General features: G+C 39.0%; 6 protein-coding genes. All 6 read left to right on the forward strand.

Going from position 1 to position 13,487, the window contains the following annotated elements; genetic code table 11:
* Positions 1-5: 5 nt before the first annotated feature.
* The 6 genes from B5X70_RS06890 (at position 6) to B5X70_RS06915 (ending at position 13,487) form a co-directional block, all read left to right on the forward strand.
* Entirely contained in the window at positions 6-3,278 is a 3,273-nt protein-coding gene (locus tag B5X70_RS06890) for a SusC/RagA family TonB-linked outer membrane protein (RefSeq protein ID WP_157666455.1), read from the forward strand.
* 46 nt (positions 3,279-3,324) lie between these two features.
* Positions 3,325-4,827 (forward strand): RagB/SusD family nutrient uptake outer membrane protein, encoded by a 1,503-nt coding sequence (locus B5X70_RS06895; protein WP_198314209.1) that lies wholly within the window; start codon positions 3,325-3,327, stop codon positions 4,825-4,827.
* A 132-nt stretch (positions 4,828-4,959) separates the two neighbouring features.
* On the forward strand, positions 4,960-6,744 hold the full coding sequence (locus B5X70_RS06900) for a fasciclin domain-containing protein (protein ID WP_079557173.1): 1,785 nt from the start codon (positions 4,960-4,962) through the stop codon (positions 6,742-6,744).
* Between the two features lie 114 nt (positions 6,745-6,858).
* Positions 6,859-8,382 carry a fasciclin domain-containing protein gene (locus B5X70_RS06905; RefSeq protein ID WP_159449993.1) on the forward strand — a complete coding sequence of 508 codons (1,524 nt, stop codon included), beginning with the start codon at positions 6,859-6,861 and terminating at the stop codon, positions 8,380-8,382.
* 22 nt (positions 8,383-8,404) lie between these two features.
* Entirely contained in the window at positions 8,405-11,548 is a 3,144-nt protein-coding gene (locus tag B5X70_RS06910) for a SusC/RagA family TonB-linked outer membrane protein (RefSeq protein WP_079557175.1), read from the forward strand.
* Positions 11,549-11,645: 97 nt separating this feature from the next.
* Positions 11,646-13,487, forward strand: coding sequence for a RagB/SusD family nutrient uptake outer membrane protein (locus B5X70_RS06915; RefSeq protein WP_079557176.1), 1,842 nt, complete (start codon positions 11,646-11,648; stop codon positions 13,485-13,487).

Genomic DNA, 13,487 nt, shown 5'->3' on the forward strand with positions numbered 1-13,487 from the left:
AATCTATGTTTAAAATATTAAGATCAGTATTGTTAATTCAGGCATTGCTATTGATTACCATTGCTTCAACAGCACAGCAGCGTGCCATTGTCAGAGGAAAAGTTACCAGTGCCTTTGAGCCTCAAGGAGTCATTGGGGTAACTGTGGCAGAGTTGGATGCCAACAATAGGCTTGTGAGTGGTACGGTTACCAATCTGGACGGTAATTACCTGTTGGAAGTTAGAAATATAGAAAATCGATTACAGTTTACCAGCATCGGTTATCTGGATCAAATAGTTGAAATTCAGGGAAGAACTACGATTAATGTTGTGATGAATGAGGCTGTTACAGAATTGGCAGGAGCAGAGATTGTTGCTCACCGTCGTACTCAGACCGGAAGTCTAAATGTACCGGACAGAAACTTGGCGATACCTATTGCAAAGATTTCTGCTGATGTGTTCGAAGGTGTACATGCATCATCCATTGATGAAGCACTTCAGGGAAGATTGGCCGGAGTTGATATTACTGCCAATACTGGAGATCCGGGAGCAGGTATGAACATCAGAATTCGTGGAGTAAACACACTTACAGGTGATGCTTCTCCGTTAATTGTTGTTGATAATATTCCTTATGAGATAAATGTTTCCTCAGATTTTAACTTTGCAACAGCCAATGAAGAGGGTTATTCTCAAATGTTGAATATTCCTGTTGATGATATTGCCGAAATAGCTGTTTTAAAAGATGCAGCCGCTACCGCTATGTGGGGTACGAGAGCTGCAAATGGTGTATTGCTTATTACAACACGCAGAGGTTCGAGGTCAACAAAACCTCTAATCAATTATACTTTTAGGGGTACATATACTTTCGATCCACCTACAATTCCTCTGTTGAATGGAAATCAGTACAACACATTAATACAGGAAGCATGGTTTAACAGCTATGGAACTCCACTTCCTTTTGAGACTTACCGTGAATTTCTGCAAATTCCAGATGATCCATATTTCTATCATAACTATGGACAGAATACAAACTGGTTAAAAGCAGTTTCTCAGAATGGTTTTATTCAAAACCATGATTTCTCTATCTCTGGTGGAGGAAACAGAGCTGTTTATCGATTTTCTGTTAACTATCAGGGACAGGAAGGTACCACCATTGGTACCGGACTGGATCGATTGTCCACGCGTTTAAATCTCGATTATACGATCTCTGACCGCTTGAGGTTGAGAGCTGACTTTGCCTATAACCATGCAGACACACGAGGAAACTATCGGGATAATACATTTAGGGACGGCAGAGAGTTGCGATCTGTGGCTTACAGGAAAATGCCTAATATGTCAATTTATGAATACGACGCTTTTGGAAATTTAACCGGGAATTTCTTTTCGCCAGAGTTTAATGCACAAGGAACTGCTCCAAATACTTATAACCCAGTCGCGATGGGTAACGATGGATTTACACGGACAATCAATGACAGGATTACCAACCGACTTTCTTTGTACTATGAAATTCTGGAAGGATTAAGATATACAATGGATCTCTCTTTTGATGTTAATACCAATAAAGTAAGACGTTTCTTGCCGCAGACAGCTACTGGAAGAACCTGGACTGACTCTTGGGTAAACAGAGCTTTTGATAAAGATGATGATTCATATACCATTTATACAAACAACCAACTCTATTTTAACCGGATGTTTAACGCCATCCATGATTTTACAGCTTCTGTAAATTTTCAAACCAATGAACGCATAGGAAGTCTTTACGAACTTGAAACCGCCAACTCGGCTTCTTCGTTGTTGCAGGATCCTTCATTAGATAATAAATACAGGGAAGCGGGTCTTGGTTTTAATTCAGGGCCATGGAGAGGTCGTGATGTAGGAGCAACTGCCACTGTTCATTATGTCTTGTTAGACAGATATATTGCTTCGGGTAGTATCAGGTATGAAGGTAACTCTAAATTTGATGAGAAGAATCGATTTGGAATGTTTCCTGGAGTTTCTGCAGCATGGCGTATTTCTGGAGAACCATTCATGGAGGATTTTACCTCACTGAATGATTTAAGGCTGAGATTTAGTTATGGAGAAAACGGTAGAGTTCCTAGGCGAGAGGGAATGTTCTTTAATAATTATGGAACATTTGCTTGGTCATACTTAGGTTATAATGCAGTTTACCCTATTAATATGCAATTGGAAAACCTTAAATGGGAATCTTTTAACAGTACCAATTATGGAGTGTCAATTGAGATGTTTAATGGAAGACTGATGGTGGATGCTGATTACTATCTGAATACAACCAAAGACATGCTTGTCTATGACACTCCAATTCCATCAACAACAGGCTTTTCCAGAATCAATGTTATGAATCTGGGAACTTTAGATAATATTGGGTATGACTTATCGGTACGAACCGTTCCTATTCGTCAAAGCGATTTGAGAGTAACTTTTGATTTTAATATAGCAAGAAATTACAATATACTCAGAGAAGTTGCAGATAACTACCCATTAGAGAGAAGCCTGACTCTTTATAATGGCCAATATAGACACATTGTTCAGGTTGATAACCCCATTGGTTCTTTTTATGGTTATCGTTATAAAGGAGTATATACCGAACCCGATCAGCTAATTGCAAGGGATGCAGCAGGTAATCAAATTCTAGACCCAAATGGAAATCCTGTATATATGGTGTTTGATTATAGAAACGTGAGGTATCCATTCCAGTTGGGTGATGCAATGTATGAGGATATTAACCATGACGGAAATATTGATGCACAGGATGTGGTATACATTGGTGATGCAAATCCTGATTTTTATGGTGGGTTTGGGTCTCTTATTGATTATAAAAATTTCTCCTTTAACTATTATTTCTATTTCCGTGTTGGGAATGATATTATAAACAAGACCAAGATGGACGGAGAAAATATGTATTACTTCGACAACCAGCTTGCTTCGACCCTGCGTAGATGGAGAGCACCAGGTGATGAGACAGATATTCCAAGAGCGATGATGGGGCAGGGTTATAATTGGTTGGGCTCCGACAGGTTTGTTGAAGATGGATCATTCCTGAGATTAAAGTATATCACCTTAACATATAGAGTACCCAACTCTTTTTCTCAGAGGTTTGGCATGCAAAACATGCGTTTGTCGGCCACAATGAACAATCTGTTAACATTTACAAGATACACCGGGCAGGATCCTGAGATAAATATTAATCAAAGATATGGGGATATATTTACAGTAGGCGAAGACCATTCGCGCACACCGGTGGCCAAACAATTTACGTTTAACCTGTCTGTAACATTTTAATAACCTGGAGATGATAGCCTGAATGAAGGAACATTAAAATATGAAAATGATGAAAAAGTATAAATTATATATTTCAATTCTATTTATAGCCTCTCTTGCTTTTAGCTCCTGCTCTGATTGGCTGTATATAGAACCTGAGGATGGAGTTACTGTAGATCAGTTTTGGCAAACAGAAAGAGATGTACATGCAGCTGTTATGGGCTGTTATGCTTCTATGTTAGGTGGAACCACTCATCCCGTGGCCGAAGCAATGTTTAATTGGGGAGAATTAAGGGCGGATATGATTCGTTCCTTTCGATCAATAAATAATGATTTTGAGCAGATTAATCAGGGAGAAATATTACCAACCAATAATTTTGCAAGATGGAATGGGTTTTATACCACGATTAATTTGTGCAACACCGTTTTGGAATTTGGTCCAAAGGTGGTTGAACGAGATGGGGCTTTTACTCAGGCCAGAATGAATGAGTATAAAGGCGAAGTTTTGGGGTTAAGAGCACTACTCTATTTTTATCTGGCAAGGGTATTTAATGAAGTTCCATTGGTATTGGAGGCAACAACTACTGATAGCCGAATTCAGGCTCGCACAAAGGCTAGTAATGCTGATATTTTTGCACAAATAATCAGTGATCTTGAAGAGGCTGAACGTCTCATCCCAAGAGATCATGGACGATTAGAGGAAAACAAAGGCAGAATCAATTACTATACAATAAAAGCCATTCAGGCCGATGTTTATTTATGGCTTGATGAGTTTGATAAAGTCATAGAAGCTTGTGATGAGATCATTCAGTCTGGTCAGTTTGCATTGGTGCCTGGAAATGAAAACTGGTTTACTACTTTATTTGTGGAGGGAAACAGCATTGAAAGTATTTTTGAATTACAATTTTCATCTGAGATCCTAAATCCATATTACAACTGGGTGGCCAATGTTCAATGGTACAGAGCTAATACATTAACTGTAGAGTACTTATGGCCCGTAAATATTCTGGCACTACCCGAAGATGCTGATATTCGAAGCGATGGTGCTGCTTATCGTTCTGCCGACGGATATAGTATTTGGAAATATATCGGGGCTAACAGAGAACAGAGAAAACCATTTAATGAAGCGACATCAAATTGGATTGTTTACAGATATGCCGACATCCTGTTAATGAAAGCCGAGGCCTTAGCTAACACCAATCAAGGAGCACAGGCTCTAACATATATTGATGTGATCAGAGACAGAGCTAATGCTCCAGACGACACCTATCAGAGCCCGACCGGGCAATTTGGACTCACATCTTATATTCTTGATGAACGAGGAAGGGAGTTTGCCTACGAAGGCAAACGTTGGTTTGACATTTTGCGTAACGCAAAACGCAACAATTACCAAAGATTGGACTTGCTTACTGATATGGCCATAAGATCTACGCGTCCGGAAAAGATTGAATCATTGATTAATAAATTAAGGGATACTGATTTTCACTATTTGCCAATACATCAAAGCGAAATCAATGCTGGCTACCCACATCTAAAGCAGAATCCTTTTTATGATCAAACCCAAAGGTGATATGTTAGAATTATTATAAAATAGTGAAATATAAAACGATTGAATGCTTGTAGAATAGCATGTTGAAAAAGAAAGAAGTTGAGGTTTGTGCGAGTGTTTCAAACGACGAATAAAAAAATAAATTATTAACAGATGAAAAGGAAGATATATAGCAGTTTTTTGACAGTGATAATCCTTTTATCAATTGGGTTTGTGAGCTGTTTGGATCCGGCTTTTGAGGAGAGAACCAATTATCAGGAGCTTATTGGTGAGTTTTTGGAAAATAATCCGGATGAGTTTTCTATGTTGGTAGAGTTGCTTGAAAAGTCAGAAAGTATGTCCTTTTTAAAAGCTTACGGAGCATTAACCTTGCTGGCTCCTACCAATAGTGCTTTTGAAAAATTCTTTGCAGAATCTGAGTTCTCATCATTGTCAGACATGGATAGAGAGGAACTCCGGAATATTGTAAGATATCATGTAATTACTGATACCATACCTTCTACCGAGTTTGTGGATGGACGAATGAACACGACCAACATGTTTGGCCATTATATCACAACCGGAACCTTTTTTAGAGACAATCAAGCTGTCTTGATGTTTAATAAATACGCTGAGGTTAGGCAAAGGGATATTCGTATGGCCAATGGAATCATTCACTCCATTAATGACGTAATCAGGCCAGAGCTTCAAACTGCAGCCCAAGTAATTGAGGCCGATAGTCGCTTTACTATCTTTACTGAAGCGCTTAAAAGAACAAGTTGGTTTGATACGCTTCATATTGGGAAAGGTCCTCACACAGTTTTTGCTATACCTGATGCTGTATACAAAGCAGAAGGTTTTGATTCTTTTGACGACTTATGGGCAGATGTTGATCCTGATGAAGGAAATCTACTTGATATAAATAACCCAATGAATATGTACGTTGCTTATCATATTCTTGATAAAAATCTGCGCTACGTTTCTGATCTTGTTTTTGATCGAGTGGGACTAACACGTGTTAGAAATGAGGTTGTGACCATTAGACCTGTTGGGGTAAATGTATTAGTGAATGATGATGTTTTTGCCGGGGTTCATGAGCCTGGTTTCGAAATAAATCGCGACGAGTCTGATAGAACTGTACTAAATGGCGTCCTTCATGTCATGAAAGAAGATTTCAGAATTAAAGAGCGACATCCTTTTGCTGTTTACTGGTCTGTTACTGAACAGTTGGAAATTATGCGTATGCCCGGTGTATTTCGTCGTCCTGGTGATGCGGTAGTTTTACAGCCCGGCGACCTTGAAAACATTACCTGGACCGGCGGCAATATTTTTTACGAAGGACGAGGTGGCGGAGCTGCAAACCCATGGGTTGTACATGGTGATTTGTTTAACATCATGCTGAGACCGGAAGTTATTCCATGGGTTGAGCTTAAAACCCCTGTGTTGGCTGCTGGTGATTATAAAATTTGGATCTGTTTCAGGGGTTCAAGTGCAGAAAGACACCCTGTATTTTTCGTCCATTTTAATGATATTCCGTTGCCAAATGTTATCCGCACCTCACCATATAACCCAACAAACAGAACCGAACGACCTGGTTATTCTGAAAGGGAACTTGAAAGTCGTGGCTATAAGTTCTATCAATGGAATCCTGATGACATTGCATACACACGTAGTGACGACAATGATCCGGATATTACACGGAATATTTTAGAATCGAACTATATCGCTGATTCCAGGGTGTTTGGTATGTTAGCCGGAACTATTACAGTCCCAACAACTGGTTCACATGCACTTAGATTCGTTGGTATTTCTGGAACTAAAGAATTTTGGCTCGATATGGTACATTTTATACCAGTAGACGAAGATCAGCTATGGCCAAGAGTCAACACCAAAAATGGACGTCTTGTTACAAAAGAAGAAATCCATGCAGCATATGAAGTTTATCAAAGTCAGAATTAATTATTTGGAAAAATGATATAGGTATCTGTCAATCAATAGCACTCATTTAGTTCATAAAAAAAATGATGTCAGTGGGGATAGATTTCTGTCAAACAAATTAAAGAGATGATAATTATGCAAATCAGGAGAATATTAACACTTCTTTTCACAGCTACAGCATTATTTAGTTGTAGTGACGCATGGGATGAACACTCGTCACGAAATAAAGATGTGTCTAATCAAACAATTTACACATATTTGCAGGCTGATCCTCAATTTTCTCAGTTTGTTGCATTAATAGATGAAGTAGGCTATAAAGAAGAATTGACTTCATCAAAACAAATTACTGTTTTTGCACTTACAAATGGTGCGATGGAAATGGTGCCATCAACCTTTCTTGCTGATCAATCATCGAAAAAGACTTTTGTGGGCCACCATATAACATATGGAAGAAATAATCTTTCAAATGATGCCAACGCAGGTCGAATTCAAATGCTGAGTTCGAAATGGTTAGAAGTCGAACAAGGATTGATAGATGGTTTGGCAGTATTGTCTTCAAGTCAGGCTTTGCTTAATGGCTTTGTTAATGTTATGGCTGAACCTGTGCTTCCACGACTTACCATTTGGGAATATGTTGAAAATATGGCTCCGCAAAATAAGCACGTTGACTATTTGAACTCTCTTACCAGATTGACATTTTCTCCTGATTTATCAACCCAAGTCGGAGTAAATGATTTAGGCCAGCCTGTTTATGATTCAGTTTTTATTTTCCGCAACTCATTTAATGATAATATTGCAGATTTATCTTCTGAAGACTCCACTCTGACTCTCTTTATTGTTGAAGATCAGGTTTTAAATCAGGAGTATCAGAAATTCTGGAGATATTACCGGGTTATTAACGGTACAACTGCAAGGGATACTGCTGAAACCAAAATGCGAATAACAAGAGATTATGTTTTTAATGAGTCTTATTCGCCGGGAAATGTACCTGCTATGCCTGTTTCAGCAAATGGAATTCCCGTGGCATTTAGCGATGACGCTGTTGTTGAATCTTTCAAGGCCAGTAACGGATATGTGTATGTTGTTTCTTCTGCGCCCGTTGAGGTTGCAGATCGAATCCGACCAATTATTGTTGAAGGAGAATCACCAGAGGCCTATTACGGTCTTAATACTGAGCGAGCTGATGCGCAAGGTTATCTTCGAATCAGAGAGCACGCTTCAGGAGGGCATGATTTTGTTTTGGACAATCACATTGCTGGTTCAAGTCAAAGGTTAACCGATGGATTGATTTTGCCAGCTGGCTTTTTACCATCTATCCAGTATCGGGTATATTGGAGAGCCATAAATGATTTTCGCACTTCTTATCGTTATCCAAGTGATAATGAATTAAGACAACGGTTAGGTACAAGTGCAGTGATGACAAGAGATCCTGTCACAGGACGCGTCACAAGATTTGCACCTCCGGTTTACTTTACAGACTTTATTCCAGTAACTGCTACAGAGTATTCTCCAAATTCGGAAGAAGATGAGGTTTTTGTTGGTACCGTGAACTTTGGTTCTATGCGAAATGTCTATTTGCAATTGGTTCCGGAAGGAGTGAGTACACATCATATGGCCGTGACGGTAGATTATATAAAATTGGTACCTGTGTTGAATTAATATAGAGTAAATCCCGATTACTATGAATTATATAAAACGAATTTTTATTTCCTTGGTAGTAAGTTGCACTGCAGTAATAGGATGGGGGCAGCATCAAAGCGCTGGTGAAGACATCATTGTTACAGGCGTTGTGTATAGTGCAACAACTCTCCAGCCTATTGCTTTTGCCGATGTTTCATGCGGAAATTTTTCTTCTGATTTTTCCGGAATTGAGGGTGAGTTTTCAATTCGGGTAAGATCTTTGGAGGATGTTTTAACTTTTGAGTCATTAGGATATCACACTACTGACGTCGTGCTTGCCGGTCGTGATAATGTTGATGTTTATATGCAGGAGGTCTCCAACAAATCATTTCAACAGGCCACAAATGTCGGGTATTATAATATAAAAGAGGCCTATACTCCCCGATCATCTGCCTCAACAAACAGATTAAGCGAACGTTCAAAATCAGGAAACACTTCTCCCGAAAAAGAGTTTGGGACATTTGCAGCCGGATTACAGATCAAAGAACGCACAGGGATAACCGGTATCGGGTCTGATCTGTTTTTACGTGGGTTTAATTCATTAAACGCTACAAACCAACCACTGATCATTGTGGATGGAATGATATATGACATCACTAATTATGGAAATCCTTTGATTGATGGATATCGAACCAATCCCCTTGGAGGAATTGATCTTGGCGATATTGAAAATGTTACTGTTATCAGAGATGCTGTTCCAATTTATGGTGCAAAGGCTGCCAACGGTGTGATATTAATCACTACATCGCGAGCAAACCGACAGGCTACTAGTATTGATTTTCAAATGCATGGTGGAATCCATATGAAACCGGAGGTTTATCCGCTAATGAGTGCTGAGCAATATAAACCTTATCTCAGCGAAATGTTCCTTTCAGCCGGGTATACTCCGGGTGAAGTGTCTCAAATGCCATATTTTACAACCTCTCCTCAACAAACCGGGTTTTATCGAATGAATAATGATATCAATTGGCAAAGAGAGGTTTTCAACCAGAGTTATTCATCAAATTATTCTCTTCGGATTAAAGGTGGTGACGATGTTGCTCTATATTCGCTGGGAGTTGGTTATATGCATCAGGGAGGAATGGTTGAAGATTCAGATTTTTCAAGGTTTAATCTGAGGTTTAATTCAGATATTAATTTCTCACCACGTTTAACACTAAATTCCAACATTAGCTTTGTTTATAATGATAATGAAATAGGAGCTACAGGATACAATTCCCCTGATGATGTGGTTGCTCAGGCAAGATTGAAAGCGCCATTTATGCATCCATACATTATAAGTGAAGAAGGACGGGTAAGTGCTTTATTTGAAGACTATGATGGACTTGGGATAAGCAATCCGTTGGCAATTCTTGATAATCATACTTTAAGAGGACAGAATTACAGATTTTTTGGCTCTTTTGATTTTAATTATCAGGTTAATGATAATTTGACAATAAGCAATCTGATCGGGTTATCTTTTGATAAAGACAGGGAAACCTTGTTTATTCCCTCCCATGGGATAGAGCCGATTACAACTCCTCTGGGAACTATTACCAATAAAATGGGAGCAAGAGTAATGCGACACATGGCTGTTAATAATGATTTTAGAGCTCTCTATAATAATAGATTTGGTTATGCGCATGGAATAATGGCCGTGGCTGGAGTCAGAATGAATATAAATAACATTGAGGAAGATTGGGGCCGAGGGTACTCTTCTGCAAATGATAATTTGAGGACTTTATCTCATAGTTTAGGTGTATTAAGACAAAAGGGAGGATTTTCCGGAGCTTGGAACAGCTTAACAATGTATTTGTCCGGAGATTATGATTATAAGCATAAATACTTTTTAAATTTAAGTATGGCCATTGATGGATCATCTCGTTTCGGTAGTGAAGCGGACGGTCTGGGTTTAATGGGATCTGTGTTTGGTTTCTTTCCATCCGTTGCAGGAGCCTGGTTGTTAACTTCTGAGCCATTCCTAAATGATGCCAATTCGCTTGATCTGCTTAAAGTAAGAGCCAGCTATGGAATGACAGGGAATGATGATATAGGTAATTACGCTGCCAAGCGTTATTATACAGCCTATAGCTTTTTGAGCTACCAAGGTATTGTGTTGGGTAATCTTTACAATCCAGAATTAAAATGGGAAACCAATACGAAAATGAATGTTGGGATTGATTTTGCTGTATTTAGAGAGCGGTTTTCAGGTTCTGTCGACTTCTATCACAACAGAACACAGGATATGATTGACTTTGTGCCTGCGTCCATATATAGTGGGTTCGATTATAAGATCATTAATGATGGGGAAATGACTACACAGGGGATGGATGTGTCTCTTAATGCTCGAATACTGAACGGAGCCTTCAGATGGGATGCCGGCGTGACAATTGGAAAATACACCACAAATATTGAAAAGATTAATGGTGACAGAAAGATTACTGAGCTCTATGGAGCAAACATTTTAACGGAAGTTGGACAACCTCTTGGTGTTTTTTACGGATTTAGAACAAGTGGTGTTTATTCTTCTCAGGCAGATGCTGATAATGCCGGCCTTCAGGCATTGCTCCCAAACACACAGTTAATGCCTTTTCAGGCAGGTGATGTTATATTTCAGGATGTTGATAATAATGGGATTATTGATAATAATGATATGCAAATTATTGGAGATCCTACCCCCGATTTTTTTGGTGAGTTTAATTCACGGATGAGATGGAAAGATTTCACTCTTAATGCAGCTGTGTCATTTTCAGTTGGAGGAGATGTATATAACTATCAGCGTCGACAACTGGAGAGCATGAGTGGTTATGGAAACCAAACTAAAGCTGTAGTTAATCGCTGGCAATATGAAGGACAGCAAACTAATATTCCACGCGCAAATTATAATGATGATATTGGTAACAGCAGATTCTCTGACAGATGGATCGAAGATGGCTCATTTGTTAGATTGCGAAATGTTACGCTTAGTTACAATGTGCCGTTCCGTCCATTTGGATTTCAAAGTGTTGAAGTTTATGCCTCAGGTAATAATCTGATAACTTTTACTGACTACAAAGGACTCGATCCGGTTTTTAGTGCAGGGGCTTCTCCCTTGCTACAGGGAATTGACCTTGGTATGTTGCCACATGCAACGTCATTTTTATTTGGTATTAAGATTGGTTTGTAACGAAACGATGATCAGTATATAGAAATGCAAATGCAATAGTTTGAGTTTTGACTGAAATATTGCAAAGAGTGCATTAAACATATAAAAAATAACAGGGATGAAGAGAATAAAAATAATATTTGGAGCAGTTCTTACATCAATATTTATTTTAGGGCTATCTGGTTGTAAAGATTTGCTTGAGGTAGAGCCAGATGATGTACTCACCGATGGTCAGTTTTATAGAGACATATATGATGCAGATGCAGCCATCAGAGGATTGTATGGCAAATTGATTGATTTGGCTCCTCAGTACGTGATTCTAAATGAATTGCGTGCAGACTTAATGGATGTGACTTTTAATTCCGATCACTATTTAAGAGAAATAGCAAATCATGAGGATGTCTCTAATGACAACCCTTGGGTTAATCCGGCTCCATTTTTTTCGCTAATCAATGATTGCAATAGTGTCATCAGCAATTTTAAAACCATGTTGGAGAAAAACCGAATTAGCCGTGAAGCATACGAACCTCGAGTTTCTGATGCCATAGCTTTGCGCTCCTGGTTATATATGCAGTTGGCAATTCATTATGGTGAAGTGCCTTATATAACTCAATCCATTGAGAAAGTTGATGATTTAAGTAAAATTGAAAGAGGAGAATTTCCTGTATTGGGAATTGAGGAAATGATGGCTGTTTTGTTAACAGAAATGGAGTCTGTTCCTTATAAAGGAATTTATACAGATGAATCTCTCTTTCGCGTTATAGATGGCTTCCATACCCGCACTATGTTCATAGATAAGGAATATCTTCTGGGAGAATTGCATTTATGGAATGGAAACTATGTTGCTGCAGCGTCATATTTTAAAAGTATTATGGAGCGATCTGCAGGATACAACCCCTTCGATCAATATAAATTACCATACAGGGACAATGCACAGCCCGCAAATCCAGGTACAAGTAGGTACACCAGCGGATATTTGCGTTTTTTTGATGAGGACTTGAACAGTGTTGTTAATTTTTGGCCAATGATGTTTCAAGACTATGGTACCGCTAACTATTTCGGTGAATGGTTGTGGGTGATGTATTTTCACCAAGACTACAAGCCTAGTCCTTTCTTTGATCTTTTTTCGTATCAAAATGGCGAGTATCTTTTGCAGCCTTCTCAGAAAATAATAGATGATTGGAACAGTCAGATACAGGGGAATCAATTTACAGGCGATTTCAGAGGATCAATTGAAGATATTTTTGAAAATAAAGGCTCATATGATATGATAGGCGGGAATCCGGTTATAACAAAATATATAGCCGAATATGATGATTTGAACTCTCTTTCACGTCCGGGAAAATGGTTCTTATGGCGGGCTGGAAGTTTGCATTTGCGATATGTAGAAGCAGCTAATCGCGCCGGCCAACATTTTTTGGCCTGGACGCTACTTAATAACGGAGTGCGGGCTAATTATCCGGGATCCGACAGGCTTCCCGGACATGACTTTACCCATAGAAATGTGTCATATCTTACCGATGCTTTTGGAAACATCATTTATGATTTGGAAATCAATGGAAATGATACTACCTTTTATATGACCAACTTATCACATCCATTCGATTTTGATGCACGTCAAACAACAGCCGCTCAAATTCCACCTTTGTACCGCGGCGATTGGCACAGAGGTATAGGAGTGAGGGGACGTGTAAGCCTTTCCAATTTGGTTATTGGAGAAGATGATCCGGTGCTCGAAAGGCTCGAAGATTATATAATCGATGAAAGTGCCAGAGAGCTTGCATTTGAAGGACAGAGATGGGCCGACTTGGTTCGTATTGCCATTAGAAGAGGCGATAATGGTTTCTTGGCCAATAAAATTGCTGAACGTTTTGAAGCAGTTGGTGACTATGGAAGTGCCAGCAGGGTTCGCGAAAAATTAATGGTTAGAGAAAACTGGTTTTTGCCAATAGTTGATTGA

The sequence above is a fragment of the Alkalitalea saponilacus genome, assembly GCF_900168165.1.
GTDB lineage: Bacteria > Bacteroidota > Bacteroidia > Bacteroidales > Marinilabiliaceae > Natronoflexus > Natronoflexus saponilacus.

Coding starts and splice junctions, on each gene's coding strand:
- B5X70_RS06890 (WP_157666455.1), top strand. CDS start 6: ATGTTTAAAATATTAAGATCAGTATTGTTAATTCAGGCATTGCTATTG.
- B5X70_RS06895 (WP_198314209.1), top strand. CDS start 3,325: ATGATGAAAAAGTATAAATTATATATTTCAATTCTATTTATAGCCTCT.
- B5X70_RS06900 (WP_079557173.1), top strand. CDS start 4,960: ATGAAAAGGAAGATATATAGCAGTTTTTTGACAGTGATAATCCTTTTA.
- B5X70_RS06905 (WP_159449993.1), top strand. CDS start 6,859: ATGCAAATCAGGAGAATATTAACACTTCTTTTCACAGCTACAGCATTA.
- B5X70_RS06910 (WP_079557175.1), top strand. CDS start 8,405: ATGAATTATATAAAACGAATTTTTATTTCCTTGGTAGTAAGTTGCACT.
- B5X70_RS06915 (WP_079557176.1), top strand. CDS start 11,646: ATGAAGAGAATAAAAATAATATTTGGAGCAGTTCTTACATCAATATTT.